The sequence below is a fragment of the Hypericibacter adhaerens genome, from assembly GCF_008728835.1.
Taxonomy (GTDB): Bacteria; Pseudomonadota; Alphaproteobacteria; order Dongiales; family Dongiaceae; genus Hypericibacter; species Hypericibacter adhaerens.
Map to the genome: position 1 here is coordinate 3832932 of NZ_CP042582.1, position 13730 is coordinate 3846661.

Below are 13730 nucleotides of genomic sequence, written 5' to 3' on the forward strand. Positions count from 1 at the left end.
ATGAACCGCCCGCGGGCGGCGGCAGCGCGCGCGATCGCCCCGATCCTGGGACTGCTGGTGGCCGCCCTCGCCGGCTTCGGCTTCTGGTGGCATCTGGGCCAGCCGGTCGTGCTTACCGACGCGCCGCCGGGTAAGATCCACTGCGTCTCCTACACGCCCTTCCGCGGCAGCCAGACGCCCTTCGACCGCAATCTCCATGTGCCGGCCTGGCAGATCGAGGAGGATTTCAAGATCCTCAGCGCCGATGTCGATTGCGTGCGCCTCTACGCCACCGACCAGGGCCTCGACCAGGTCCTGCCGATCGCCCAGCGCTACGGCATGAAGGTGCTGATCGGCGCCTGGATCGGGCGCGATCCCGAGGCCAACGAGCGCCAGCTCGGCGACGTGATCCGGCTGGCGAACCAGTTCCCCGATACGGTCAGGGCCATCATCGTCGGCAACGAGGTGCTGCTGCGCGGCGAGCAGACGCCGGACACGCTGGTCAAGATGCTGACGCGCGTGAAGCAGGCGACCGGCAAGCCCGTCACCTATGCCGACGTCTGGGAGTTCTGGTTGAAGGCGCCGCAGCTGGCGAACGCGGTCGATTTCATCACGATCCACATCCTGCCCTATTGGGAGGATCAGCCGCAGCCGGTCGAGGCCGGCCTCGCCCATCTCCAGGCGATCGTCGAAAAGGTCCGGCTCGAGATTCCGGGCAAGCCGATCCTGATCGGCGAGACCGGCTGGCCCAGCGTGGGCCGCGAGCGCGAGGACGCCACGCCCAGCCTCGTCAACCAGGCGCGCTACCTGCGCGAGCTCATGGCCTATGTCGCGGGCGAAGGAGCCGGGCTCGACTACAATCTCATTGAGGCGTTCGACCAGCCCTGGAAGCGCGCGCTCGAAGGGACCGTCGGCGGCTATTGGGGGATCTTCAACGGCGACCGCCTGGCAAAATTCCCCTGGCGCGGGCCGGTCAGCGAGCATCCCCTGTGGCTCACCCAGTTCGCGGCGGCAAGCGGGCTCGGCCTGCTGCTCCTGGGTGTGGCTTTCGTCGGCGGCTATCGGGCGGGCCTGCGCGGCTGGCTCGCGGCAGGGCTCATCGCCGAAGCCTGCGGCAGCGCGCTGGTGCTCCAGCTCGGCCATTCCTGGCAGGCGGCGATGGCGCCTTACGACTACGCCGCCGAGGCCCTGCTGCTCCTGGTCAGCGCCGGCAGCGCCTTCGTGGGTTTCCGCGCCCAGGGGACCGGACGGCGCCGGACGGCCTCTTTCGCGTCGGCACTGGCCTGGCTCCGCCGCCCTTGGCAGCGGCTCGATCTGCCGACCAGCCTGGCCCTGTTCCAGGGGGCGGCCCTGGTGACGGCGCTGGCGCTTTCGCTCGGGCTCAATTTCGACCCGCGCTATCGCGACTTCCCGATCGCGGCCCTGTTCACGCCCGCGATCGTCTTTGCCTGGCTCGCCTGGACAGCGCGGGATCGAGTGGCTCCCCTCGGCCAGGATCGGCGCGAAGAGGCCCTGCTCTCCGGGCTGCTGTTCGTTTCGGGATTGCTGGTGGCGGTCCGCGAGGGCCCGCTCAACCTCATGGCGCTCGAATGGTCGGCCCTGGCGCTGCTGCTGGCGCTACCCCTGCTGCCGGCCTTGCGGTCGCTGCGTGTCGGGGCCGCCGGTGAGCCCGGTATCGGCGCGCACCAGGCGCAGCAGGCCAAATAGCAGGCCGAACGCCGCGGCGCCGGCGTTATAGAGCACCACGCCCCAGAGACCGAGCACGCAGGCGATCACCGCCAGCGGCCGCCAGCCCGTGATCAGGGCCAGCATGCCGAAACCCAGCGAGGCCACGCCCCAGCCGCCGCCGCTCGAGATCGCCACCACGAGATCGCGCGGGCCGCACCACCAGGGCGCCGGCTCGCCAAGGCAGGCGATGCCGATGCCGCGCGGCTCGATCGCCCCGAAGCGGACCGCCAATGCCAGCGCCAGCACGACCAGTCCGCCCGCGACCCAGGGACGGATCACGGCCAGCAGCGCGCGGCGTGAGATCGGGGCGTCGCTCATGGCTGAGGCCGGCTGCAAACAGGAACAATCGCGACAATGCCCCGGAGCGCTTGCCCCGGTCCAGCCCTTCCGCAATGAACGCGCGATATTCCCGTTGCTGCGATCGCCGCTTCAGCGCGGCGGCAGCTCGTCATGCTCGTCGAGATCGGCCTCATCCATCGCCGGGGGCGGGGCCGCGGGCGATGCGGGCCCCGTGCCGGCGAGCTTCCGGTAGGAAAGCCAGCTCAAGGGGATCGAGCAGAGATAGAGCCCGCAGATGCCGAGGAGCGTGAGCCAGGGGCTCGAGGCGAGGAAGGCCGCCAGCACGCCCACGATCAGCAGCGTGGGCAGCACGAAATGCTGGGGCACCTTGATGCGCTTGAAGGAATAGGTCGGCAGGCGGCTGACCATGAGCCCCGCCACCACCACCGCGACCAGGCCCGCCAGCCAGGGGCTGTCGAAATAGCCGGGCCCGACCGCGAGGTTCGCGACCATCGGCACCAGCACCAGGCCCGCCGCGGCCGGAGCCGGCACGCCCATGAAGAAGCGCCCCGTCCAGGCAGGCAGATCGGTGTTGTCGAGCTTGGTGTTGAAGCGCGCGAGCCGGAGGCCGCAGCAGACGCAATAGAGCAGCACCGCGACCCAGCCCGGGGCGCCGACCTCGGACAGGTTCCAGAAATAGAGCAGCAGCGCCGGCGCCACGCCGAAGCTGACGAAATCGGACAGGGAATCGAGCTCGGCGCCGAACTTGCTGGTGCTGTCGAGCAGCCGGGCGATCCGCCCGTCGAGCGCATCGAGGATGGCCGCGATCATGATCGCCACCACCGCGGCCTCCCAGCGCTCGTTCAGGCCGAAGCGGATGCTGGTGAGGCCCGCACAGAGCGCCAGCAGCGTCAGGATGTTGGGGATCAGCCGGTTGAAGGACTGGTCGCGCAGCCGCGCGACCCCAGGACGCCTGCGCATCAGCGCATCTCCCCTCTTCGCATGGGTTCGTTCGATTGCAGGTCGGCGAGGACGGTCTCGCCGGCGACCGAGCGCTGGCCCACCACCACCAGGGGTGCCGTGCCCTCGGGCAGATAGACATCGACCCGGCTGCCGAACCGGATCAGGCCGAAGCGTTCGCCGGCACGCACCGACTGGTCCGCCTCGATATCGCAGCGGATGCGCCGCGCCACCAGGCCCGCGATCTGCACCACCGCGAACTCCTGGCCTTCGGGCGTACGCAGCCGGACCGACTGGCGCTCGTTGAACTCGCTCGCCTTGTCGAGCGAGGCATTGAAAAACTTGCCGGGCCGGTAGCTGAGGGACAGCACCGTCCCGTCTACCGGCATGCGGTTCACATGCACGTCGAACACGTTCATGAAGATGCCGATCCGCGTCAGCGGCAGGGCCGGCATGCCGAGCTCGGCCGGCGGCACGGCGGACTCGATCGACTGCACCACGCCATCGGCGGGGGCCACCACCAGGCCCGGGCGGATCGGCGTCACGCGCGGCGGATCGCGGAAGAAATAGATGCACCACAAGGTCGCGATCAGCCCGAGCCAGCCCAACGGCGTCCACAGCCACCACAGCAGCAGCGTGGCCAGCGCAAAGAGGCCGGCGAAACGCCAGCCTTCGCGATGGATGGGAACCAGGATGCGATCGAGCAAGAATGGGGTCCTATGGCTTGCCGTCAGGGCCGGGCCCGAGAGGCGGCGCATTCTATCCTCGGGGCCTGCCTGCGGCGCAGCTTTATCAGGGCCATCGCGCCGCACCGCGCCGACCTCAGGAAGATTGGCGGTTTCCCTGGGATTTCAAGGCCCAAGGGAGGGACAGCAGGGGTTCTACACCACCTCGATCCGCAGCTCGCCCACGCCCTCGACCGCGCCGTGGAGCCGGTCGCCGCGCTTGACCGGGCCGACCCCGGCCGGCGTGCCGGTGAAGATCAGATCGCCCGGCTTGAGCTCGAACAGCGCCGAGAGATGGGTGATGACCTCGGGGATCGACCAGATGAGCTGGGCGAGGTCGCCCGACTGCCGGCGTTCGCCATTCACGTCGAGCCAGATGGCACCCTTCGCCGGATGGCCGATCTCGGCCGCCGGATGAACGGCGGAGCAAGGGGCCGCATGTTCGAAGGCCTTGCCGACCTCCCAGGGACGGCCGAGCTTCTTGACCTCGCCCTGCAGGTCGCGCCGCGTCATGTCGAGGCCGACCGCATAGCCGAAGATGTGGTCGAGGGCATCGCCGGTCTTGATGTCCTTGCCGCCCTGCCCCAGCGCCACCACCAGCTCGAACTCGTGATGCACGTCGTTCGAACGCCCGGGATAGGGGAAACGCCCGCCATCGGGCACCAGCGTGTCCGGATTCTTCTGGAAGAAGAAGGGCGGCTCGCGCTTGGGATCGTGCCCCATCTCGATCGCGTGCTCGGCATAGTTCCGTCCGACGCAATAGATGCGGTGCACCGGCAGCAGCCTTGCCGATCCCTGGATCGGCAGGCTCGGCTGGGGCTGGGGCGGAAAGATATAGTCGCCGGCTGAAGCTTGCTGTTTCACGTCGAGACGCTTTCGGGTGTGGTTGAGGGAGTGGAGCAGGTGTTTGGACAGCATGAGGGCGAGGCTCAACCGCCCAGGCTGACGCCGACGAGCCGGCCGATCACGAAGGTGACGCCCGCCGCGGCAAAGCCGATGAGGAGCTGGCGGGCGCCCGAGAACAGGACGCCCCGTCCGGTGAAGAGGCTGGTGCCGGCACCGATCGCGAACAGGGCCGCGCCGCTCGCAGCCAGGCCTACCCATAAGGCGGGATCGCCCGACAGGAACAGCAGCCCGAGGATCGGGAAGATCGCGCCGCAGGCGAAGAGGCAGAAGGAGGTGCCGGCCGCCGCCCAGGCCGAGCCGCCGAGCTCGTCCGGATCGATGCCCAGCTCCTCGCGCACCAGCGTGTCGAGTGCCGTGTCCTTGTTCGCCATCAGCTGATCGGCGAGCGCCTTGGCCTGCTTTTCGCTGAGGCCCTTGGACTGATAGATGAGGATGATCTCTTCCTTCTCCTCGTCGGGCGCCTGCTCCAGCTCGCCGGCTTCGGTGGAGATCTGCTGCTGGTAGAGCTCGCGTGCGCTGTTGACGGAGAGCCATTCGCCCATCGCCATCGAGCAGGCGCCCGCGACGAGCCCGGCCAGCCCCGTGATCAGCAGCGTATGGGATTCGACCGCCGCCCCGGCCACGCCCATCACCAGGCTCAGATTGGAGACGAGCCCGTCATTGGCGCCGAGCACCGCGGCCCGCAGCGCGTTGCCGCCGGTGTGATGCCGCCCTTCGATCCGCGCCAGCGTCGACCCGGGCAAGCCGCCCTTCGGCCCGCCCGCGATCGCGGCCAGGATCCGTGCGTGAGAGCGCTCGGCCTGCGGCAGGCCGCCGGCCGCCGCCTCCGGCTGGGTGTCGTAATGGCCGACATCGACCTGCTCCAACCCGGTGATCACCGGCAGCACGAATTCGGGCCCGAAGCGGCGCGCGAGCCAGCCCAGCGCCCGCGTCCGCCAGCCGGCCCTGAGATGCGTGGTCCGTTTGCCCAGCCCCTCGAGCTTGCGCCGCCAGAACTCGCCATGCGCTTCCTCGACCGCCGCGAGCCGCCGATAAACCTCGGCGATCCTGGGATCGGGCTCGGCATCGGCCAGCGATCGGTAGAGCTGCGCGCCGTCCACCTCGCCCTGGAGATTGGTGCGGTAGCGGTGTTCGGAGGCGGCGGCGGAGATCTGAGACTTGTCGTTCATCGGCCCCATCTAAACGGGTTCCATCGACCCCGGGCAACCCCCTCGCGTCGAACCGGCGGAATTGCCTGTTTTTGGCCCATTTCGCTGATATTTCAGGGTGTTTAACCGGTCCTTAAAAACGGGCGTGCTAACCCTTGGAGGACGTCAATTCCTGGGGACGTGCCGAGCCCGCCATGACCGAGACGATGTTCGCCCAGATCGCCAACCAAACGCTGCCGATCGAGGTCAATTCGGTCTCCGTCAGCCCCAATGGCATGATCGAGATGCGCGCCGAGGACAGTCCGGTCGCGTTCCGATTTTCCTTTCTCGGCCACGAATTCAGCGGCCAGGCCTACGGCGCGAAGAAAGGCGATGCCCGCCTGACGATCGCGTCCGATCTGCTGCCGCTGCCCTACTCGATCGAATCGCGCCAGCGCCGCCAGCACGCGCTGACCCTGCTGCAGGCAACGCGCCAGCTGCCGCATACGCGTCTCGTGACCGGGCCGAACATGAGCGTCCGCGCCGTGGGCGAGTTGCCGATCGAGCGCCCCCTCACCGCCGGCCGGCTGATCGGCGCCATCGCGGTGCTGCTGCTCGAGCTCATGCCCTATCTGGCGCTGGTGCAGGAATTCCTGCCGGCGAAACCGGCGGCGGGCCGCGCCGCCTGACATCCCGGACGCCGGGCTCACCGCCGAGGATCGCTCCGGCCAAGCCGGTCAGTTCGTGCTGGCCGGCGGCGGCAGCTTGAACACCTGGCCGGGATAGATCAGGTCCGGATCGCGGATCTGGTCCTTGTTCGCCTCATAGATGACCGAATACTGCCAGCCGCTGCCATAGCTGCGCCGCGCCATGCGCCACAAGCTGTTGCCGGGCTGGACCACGACACTGTTGGCCGTCGACTGGGTCTCGGCGAGGTTGCCAGGCTCGGCGCGCTCGAACGGCGTCTCGACCCGCGCCGTCACCTTGCTGTCGTTGTTGAGCTGATCGGCACGCAGCGTATGGAGCCCCGGCTGCACCGGCTGGTCGGGCCGCAGCTCCCACCGGCCATCGGCGCCCGCGAGCGCACGGCCCAGGAGCTCGTTGTCGAGATAGATCCTGACCTCGACGCCGGGCTCGGCATGGCCGCCGACGATGATGTCGCCGTGATTGTCGTAATCGACCGTATCCAGCGACAGCGCACCCATGCGGGGTGCTGCCGTATCGGGCGTGGCCGGCGTCAAGGACGGGGACGAGGTCGAAGGCAGCTGCACGACCTGGGTGGCGGCACCGCCATCGCGCGGCACGATGACGGCGAGCGCCTCGCCGGTGCCGCCGCCCGTCTGGCCCGCGAGGTTGGTGCCAGGCTGCGGCACGACCGCGACCACGACATCGTCCGATTGCGTGGCGGCCCCGCCCCCGGGCGGCACCGCCGAAAGAGAGAGCTGATGGCTGCCCGGCGCCAGCGGCTTGTCCGGCAGGAAGACCCATTCGCCACGCTCATCGGCCGTGACCTGCCCCAGCACCTCGCCATTGTCGCTGATGGTGACCTGGGCGCCCGGCAAGGCGCGGCCCGCGATCACGGTCTCGCCGGTGGGCTTCACGCGCACCACGTCGAAGCTGGGCTTCACCGTCTCCGGCGCCGGCGTCTCGGTGGTGGCGGTTGTCGTCGAGGTTTCGTTGGCCGGCGCGCTTGCTGCCTGTTCCGTTGCGGCCGGTGCGGTCGGCTCGTCGCTGCTCTGGCGATTGATCGTGAATTGCAGGACCAGCGCCGCCGCCACCACGGCCGCACCCAGGATCACGATAAGAAGAACGCGGTTCAATGCGACACTCGTCTAGGGCGCCATCCGGCTGGCGGTCGGATCGACACCGCCGGGCCAGCCGACTCCGGCAGCGTTGTCGCCCAAGCGTAACAGCCGGGAACCGCCCTGTCATGCGCATGGGGCCGGGAAGGGTTAACGGCGGGACTATCGGATTGCCAAGGAATTCAGCCTTTTTGGCAGGCTCAATAGCCGGGCTGCGTCGCCTTCGCCGCGTCGTTCCGGATCGGCGGCAGCGACATCAGGTAATCGGCCATGGCGGCGCGATCCTCGTCGGTGAGCTTGCTGGTGTTCTCGCTCACCACCTCGCCCATGCCGTCGCCCACATAATCGAAATCCGGCAGGGCGCCGTCCTTCAGGAGGGCGATGACCTGCTCCTTCGACCAGCCGCCGATGCCGGTTTCGGGATCGGGCGTGATGTTCGGGACCTTGCCGCCGCCGGGCGCCGCGGCGGTCCCGGAATAGGCCAGGTCCCGTTCGAGCCCGCCCAGCATTCCGCGCGGCGTATGGCATTCGGCGCAATGGCCAAGCGCCTCGACCAGATAGCCGCCGCGATTCCACGAGGCATCGCGGCCCGGATCGTCGGTCCAGACCGGGCCGGCGGTGAAGTTCATCACGCGCCAGACGCCCAGAAGCGAACGCCAGCTGAAGGGGAAGCTCAACTCATGCGGCTTGCTCGCGGCCGTCACCGGCGGCAGGGAGAGGATATAGGCGCGGATGGCGAGCAGATCCTCGGGCCTGGCCTTGCTGTAGGCGGTATAGGGGAAGGCCGGATAATAGTAGCGGCCGTCCGGTGCGATGCCCTGCTGCAGGGCGCGCAGGAAATCGGTTTCCGACCAGCGGCCGATGCCATGGTCGGGATCGGCGCTGATGTTGGGCGTGTAGAAGCGGCCGAAGGGTGTATCGAGCGCGACGCCACCGCCGAGAACCGCCCCGCCATGCTTGGTATCAGTATGGCAGGCGCCGCAGCCGCCGGCGGCGAAGAGATAGGCGCCGCGCGCGACCTGGTCCGCATCGGCGGCACTGTCGGCCCGGGCGGGAACCGCCCCGGACAGCAGGACAAGCGCCAGCCCCAGCATCCCCCAGGCCCTCCGGCCCTTCAGCCCTTGGCAAGCTTTTTTCCGCACCATCGGCCTCCTTTCCGGGGCCCGCGGCAGGGTTTTCGCCCCCGGCCCGATCATGGGGTAACCTGCCTGTCGCCGATCTGTCGAATCGGACAGCTCGGAAGGGACGACGCGGCGACGGCTTCAATCTGGCCCGGGGCGCCGGACAGGGCTAATGTCGCCGGCTTTCATCGCCGGCCCGCCTGCCGGTACCGGACCACCGACCGATATAACCACCGGGACCCATGACAGCTTCGATCACATCCTTGTGCGTCTATTGCGGCTCCGCCGAAGGCCGCGACCCCGCCTATCGCGATATCGCCGAACGGCTGGGACGCCATATGGCGGCGAACCATGTCAGGCTGATCTATGGCGGCGGCCGGGTCGGCCTGATGGGCGTGATCGCCGATGCGGTCAAGGCTTCCGGCGGCCATGTCACGGGCATCATCCCGGATTTCCTCGAGGCGCGGGAAGTGGGCAACCGGGAGATCGACGAGCTGCGCGTGGTGAACAGCATGCATGCGCGCAAGCAGCTGATGTTCGAGCTGTCGGACGCCTTCTGCATGATGCCGGGCGGATTCGGCACGCTGGAGGAATTCTTCGAGGTCATCACCTGGCGCCAGCTCGGCCAGCACGACAAGCCCATCATCGTGCTGAACGAGGCGGGCTATTGGGATCCGCTGCTGAAGCTGGTCGAGCACGGTCGGCAGAAGGGGTTCATGGCCGATCCGGCACCTCTCTACGAGGTGGTCGACCGCGCCGAGGCGGTGATCCCCGCCTTGTCGCGCCAGCCGAAGCCACGAAAGGTCGGCGCGGTCAGCCGGATGTGAGTCGGCGTCTCAGGGGGAAAGACGGATGCGGATCCTGGCTTACAGCCATAATTTCGTGCGCGAGGGCGCGCCGATCATCCTGCTGCGGCTGCTGCGCGAGCTGCGCAAGCGCCACGAGGTCGTCATCCTGAAGCTCAGGCGCCCGACCGAGCCGCTCGAGGCCGAGTTCGAGCGCTACGGGATTCCGCTCAAGGAGGTGGTGCAGCTCAAGGATTTCGACGTCGCGCTGTTCAACACCGTGACCGCGTCCGAGCTGGTGACGCAGGCGGCGGGACGCTGCCCGCTGGTCTGGTGGATTCACGAGCCCAAGTTCGGCCTCGGCTATACCAAGATGGCGGACTTCAAGCCCGAGGCCTTCGGCGCCGCCCAGCGCATCGTGTTCCCGACCCAATGGCAGGCGCAGTGGCTCTGGGGCAAGTATCTCACGCGCGACAACTGGACGGTCGTGCCCTACGGCATCGGCATGGATCTCTCGCCGCGGCCCTGCCCCTTCGAGAAGCAGCCCGGCCGCTTCTACCTGCTGCATCTGGGGCGCATCGATCCGCGCAAGGGGCAGGATCTGAGCGTGCGGGCGCTGGCGCATCTCGGCAATCCCAACATCACGCTCGTGATGCTGGGCGGCCGCAAGGAGAACGATCCCTTCGCCACGCGCCTGTTCGAGAGCGGCGTCGACATCCTCTATCCGGGCTCCGTGCCCGAGGAGCTGGTCAACGCCTATATCCAGCATTGCGACGCGATGATCTTCCCGACCCGCGACGACCTGATCACGCTCGCCATCCTCGAGGGGCTGAGCTTCTCGAAATGCGTGCTCGCCTCCGACTTCGGCCCGATCCCCGAGACCATCATCCAGGGCCGCACCGGCCTGCTCTCGCCGGTCAACGACTACCGGGTGCTGGCCGGCAACATCCGCATGATCTACGAGGATCGCGAGCTGGCCGAGCGGCTGGGCCAGAGCGGCCACGAGATCCTGCAGCGCAAGCACGGCTTCGCCGCCCATGTCGCAGCGATGGAGCGCGAGCTGGAGCGGGTTGCGCGCAAGGGCTAGGAACGGCCGCGCCTCCCATCCCCGCCCCTCTTGCGGGGGAGAGGCAAGCAGCGCACGGATTCAGCCCGCCTTCTCCGCCGGCGCGGGAGCCGGCGCCGGGCCTTCCTTCTTCTTCCCCTTGCCCCATCCATGCACCCACTCGCGGAAGTGCTGGAAGATCACATAGAGGCCGGGAATGACGAAGATGCCGAGAACCGACGCGGCGAGCATGCCGCCGAAGACGGCGGTGCCGACGGCGCGCCGGCTGGCGGCGGCGGCGCCGCTCGCGATCACCAGCGGCACCAGGCCGAGGATGAAGGCAAAGCTCGTCATCATGACGGCGCGGAATCGCAGGCGCGCCCCGTTGACCGCGGCCTCCGAGATGGCGACGCCACGGGCACGTTGCTCCATCGCGAACTCGACGATCAGGATCGCGTTCTTCGCCGCGAGCGCGATCAGCACGACGATGCCGATCTGGGCATAGAGGTCGAGGCTGAGGCCCGCCACGATGATCGCCGCCATGGCCCCGGCGAGGCCGACTGTGACCGACAGCAGTACCGAGACCGGGATACTCCAGCTCTCATAGAGCGCCACCAGGAAGAGATAGGCGAACAGGATCGCCGCGCCGAACACGATGGCCGTCTGGCCGGCCGCTTGTCTCTCCTGCAACGCGGTGCCGGTCCATTCATAGCCATAACCTTGCGGCAGGGTGGCGTCCGAGACCTTTTCCATGGCCAGCAGCGCATCGCCGGAGCTGATACCCGGCGCCGGCGATCCGTTGATCGTCACGCTGCGGTAGTTGTTGTAGCGGATGATCGCCTGGGGCTGGAGCACGGGATAAACACTCGCCAGGCTTCGGATCGGCACCATCTCGCCCTGATTGTTGCGCACATAGATGCGCCAGATGTCGTCCACCTTGGCGCGATCGGCGGCTTCGGCCTGGATCTTCACCTGCCAGGTACGGCCGAACAGGTTGAAGTCGTTCACGTAGTAGCCGCCCAGCGTCGCTTGCAGGGCGTTGAAGATGTCGCTGATCGAGACCCCCAGGGTCTGCGCCTTGTAGCGATCGATGTTCAGATAGAGCTGCGGCGTGTTGGACGTGAAGGTGCTGAAGACGGCATTGAGCTGGGGGGCTTGGTTGCCCGCGACGACCAGGCCGCGCATCACCGCCGCCAGATCCTGCGGGTCCCGGCCCTCGAGATCCTGAAGCTGGTACTCGAAGCCGCCGGTCGAGCCGAGGCCGATGATGGGCGGCAGATTGAAAGGAATCACGTTGGCCGCGAGGACCTTGGCGCCTTCCCGGCGCATCGCCGCGATGACCGCCTGGACCGTCTCGTCCTTGCCCGCGCGCTCCTCGAAGGGCTTCATCGAGGCGAACAGCATGGCGCTGTTGGACTGGGCAAGGCTCGAAAGGAAGGAGTAGCCGACGACGCTGGTCACGTCCTCGACCCCGGGCATCCCCTTCACGGTCTCCTCGATGTTCTTCATTACCGCGCTGCTGCGGTTGACCGAGGCGCCGTCGGGCAGCTGCAGCTCGACGAACATCAGGCCCTGGTCCTCCTCGGGCAGGAAGCCCGACGGCGTCAGCTTGGAAAGGAAGACCATCAGTGCCGCGGCGCCGGCAACGGCCACAAGGCTGAGGATCGCCACCCGGACCAGGCGATGGACGACCCAGGCATAGCCGTCGCGGGTCTTGTCGATGCCCGCCATGACCCACTTCATGATTCCGCGGCGATGATGGGTGGGCTTCAGCAGCAATGCGCAGAGCACGGGGCTCAGGGTCAGGGCGTTGATCGCCGAGAACAACATCGCGACCGAGACCGCGACCGCGAACTGGCTGAAGAGGACGCCGGAGATGCCGGGAATGAACCCCACCGGCACGAACACCGACAGGAGCACCAGCGTGATCGCGATGATCGGCGCCGTGATCTCGGTCATCGCCTTCTTGGCGGCCTCCTTGGGTGAGAGCTTCTCCTCCTCCATCAGCCGCTCGACGTTCTCGACCACGACGATCGCGTCATCGACCACGATGCCGATCGCCAGGACCAGCGCGAAGAGCGTGATCATGTTGGCGGAGAAGCCCAGCACCAGCAGGACGGCGAAGGTGCTGATCAGCGATACCGGCACGGCGATCAGCGGCACCAACGTCGCGCGCCAGGAGCCGAGGAACAGGAACACGACGATCACGACCAGGATGAAGGCTTCCACGAGGGTCTTGAGCACCTCGTGGATCGAATCCTTCACGAAGGTCGTGGTGTCGTAGACGATCTTGTAGGCGACGCCCTCCGGGAACCGCTTCTGGAGCTGCGCCAGCGTCTCCTGGATCTTGTTGGCGACGGCCACCGCGTTCGAACCCGGCGCCTGGTAGATACCGATCACCGCCGCCGGCTTGCCGTTGAAGCGGCCGAAGGAATCCGAGGTGGCGGCGCCGAGCTCGACCCGGGCGACGTCGCGGACCTTCACCACCGACCCGTCCGGGTTCGCGCGCAGTACGATGTTCGCGAACTGCTCCTCGGTGACGAGGCGGCCCTGGGTCTGGATGTTGAACTGGAACTGCTGATCGGCGCCGATCGGCTGCGCGCCGATGCGGCCGACCGCAGCCTGCACGTTCTGGCTCTGGATCGCGCCGATGACGTCGTTGGGCGACAGGCCGTAGCTGGTGAGCTTGTCGCTCGAGATCCAGATTCGCATGGAATAATCGAGCGGGCCGAACACAAACACGTCGCCGACGCCAGTGACGCGGGCCAGCACGTCGATGATGTTGATCGTGGCGTAGTTGCTGAGGAACAGCGCGTCGAAACTGTCGTTGGGCGAGTAGAGCGTGATGATCTGTAGCAGAGCCGAGGACTTCTTCTTGATCGTGAGGCCCTGTCTCGACACCTCTTCCGGCAGCTTGGGCTCGGCAAGGTTGACGCGGTTCTGGACGTTGACCGTGTTGATGTCCGGGTCGGTCCCGAGCGCAAAGGTGACCGTCAGCGTATAGCTGCCGTCATTGCCGCTCGTCGACTTCATATAGAGCATCTTGTCGACGCCGTTGACCTTGGACTCGATCGGCTGGGCCACGGTCTGCTCGACGACGGCGGCGCCGGCGCCCGGATAGGAGGCCGTGACCGACACCTGCGGCGGAACGATGTCCGGGAACTGCGCGACGGGAATGGCGCCGATGGCGATCAGGCCGGCGATGACCGTGACGATGGCGATGACAAACGCCATCCGCGGACGGTCGATGAAGATGGCGGAGAGCATGGCGGC

At 67.7% G+C, this 13730-nt stretch carries 12 protein-coding genes; 4 read left to right on the forward strand and 8 right to left on the reverse strand.

What is annotated here, in order from left to right:
- Positions 1 to 1686: a glycoside hydrolase family 17 protein gene (locus tag FRZ61_RS17010; RefSeq protein ID WP_151118852.1), complete on the forward strand. Its 1686-nt coding sequence runs from the start codon at positions 1 to 3 to the stop codon at positions 1684 to 1686.
- Here the strand turns inward: FRZ61_RS17010 and FRZ61_RS17015 are convergent.
- From FRZ61_RS17015 to FRZ61_RS17035, 5 genes are all read right to left on the reverse strand, one after another.
- Entirely contained in the window at positions 1597 to 2025 is a 429-nt protein-coding gene (locus tag FRZ61_RS17015; protein WP_151118853.1) for a hypothetical protein, read from the reverse strand. The two genes, FRZ61_RS17010 and FRZ61_RS17015, sit on opposite strands and share 90 nt — an antisense overlap.
- A 111-nt stretch (positions 2026 to 2136) precedes the next feature.
- Positions 2137 to 2967: a CDP-diacylglycerol--serine O-phosphatidyltransferase gene (gene pssA, locus FRZ61_RS17020; RefSeq protein WP_151118854.1), complete on the reverse strand. Its 831-nt coding sequence runs from the start codon at positions 2965 to 2967 to the stop codon at positions 2137 to 2139.
- A complete protein-coding gene (locus tag FRZ61_RS17025) occupies positions 2967 to 3653 on the reverse strand; it encodes a phosphatidylserine decarboxylase (RefSeq protein WP_225308861.1) in 687 nt (228 codons plus the stop codon). The genes pssA and FRZ61_RS17025 overlap by 1 nt, the downstream gene beginning before the upstream one ends.
- A gap of 174 nt (positions 3654 to 3827) precedes the next feature.
- On the reverse strand, positions 3828 to 4589 hold the full coding sequence (locus FRZ61_RS17030) for a fumarylacetoacetate hydrolase family protein (protein ID WP_151118856.1): 762 nt from the start codon (positions 4587 to 4589) through the stop codon (positions 3828 to 3830).
- Between the two features lie 11 nt (positions 4590 to 4600).
- Positions 4601 to 5746, reverse strand: coding sequence for a VIT1/CCC1 transporter family protein (locus FRZ61_RS17035; protein WP_151118857.1), 1146 nt, complete (start codon positions 5744 to 5746; stop codon positions 4601 to 4603).
- A 173-nt stretch (positions 5747 to 5919) separates the two neighbouring features.
- Between FRZ61_RS17035 and FRZ61_RS17040 the strand changes: the two genes are divergently transcribed.
- Entirely contained in the window at positions 5920 to 6393 is a 474-nt protein-coding gene (locus tag FRZ61_RS17040; RefSeq protein ID WP_151118858.1) for a hypothetical protein, read from the forward strand.
- A 48-nt stretch (positions 6394 to 6441) separates the two neighbouring features.
- On the opposite strand, the gene FRZ61_RS17045 is transcribed toward FRZ61_RS17040, so the two are convergent.
- Complete coding sequence (locus FRZ61_RS17045) at positions 6442 to 7524, reverse strand: LysM peptidoglycan-binding domain-containing protein (protein ID WP_225308862.1); 1083 nt, start codon at positions 7522 to 7524, stop codon at positions 6442 to 6444.
- A 182-nt stretch (positions 7525 to 7706) separates the two neighbouring features.
- Positions 7707 to 8600, reverse strand: coding sequence for a c-type cytochrome (locus FRZ61_RS17050; RefSeq protein ID WP_151118859.1), 894 nt, complete (start codon positions 8598 to 8600; stop codon positions 7707 to 7709).
- A 269-nt stretch (positions 8601 to 8869) separates the two neighbouring features.
- Here FRZ61_RS17050 and FRZ61_RS17055 point away from each other — a divergent pair, with 269 nt between their 5' ends.
- The gene (locus FRZ61_RS17055) at positions 8870 to 9454 is read left to right on the forward strand and encodes an LOG family protein (protein ID WP_151118860.1); all 585 of its coding nucleotides are present in this window, start codon (positions 8870 to 8872) and stop codon (positions 9452 to 9454) included.
- Positions 9455 to 9479: 25 nt separating this feature from the next.
- Positions 9480 to 10499: a glycosyltransferase family 4 protein gene (locus tag FRZ61_RS17060; RefSeq protein ID WP_151118861.1), complete on the forward strand. Its 1020-nt coding sequence runs from the start codon at positions 9480 to 9482 to the stop codon at positions 10497 to 10499.
- A 60-nt stretch (positions 10500 to 10559) separates the two neighbouring features.
- Here the strand turns inward: FRZ61_RS17060 and FRZ61_RS17065 are convergent, their stop codons facing one another.
- Positions 10560 to 13724 carry an efflux RND transporter permease subunit gene (locus FRZ61_RS17065; RefSeq protein ID WP_151118862.1) on the reverse strand — a complete coding sequence of 1055 codons (3165 nt, stop codon included), beginning with the start codon at positions 13722 to 13724 and terminating at the stop codon, positions 10560 to 10562.
- Positions 13725 to 13730 lie beyond the last annotated feature (6 nt).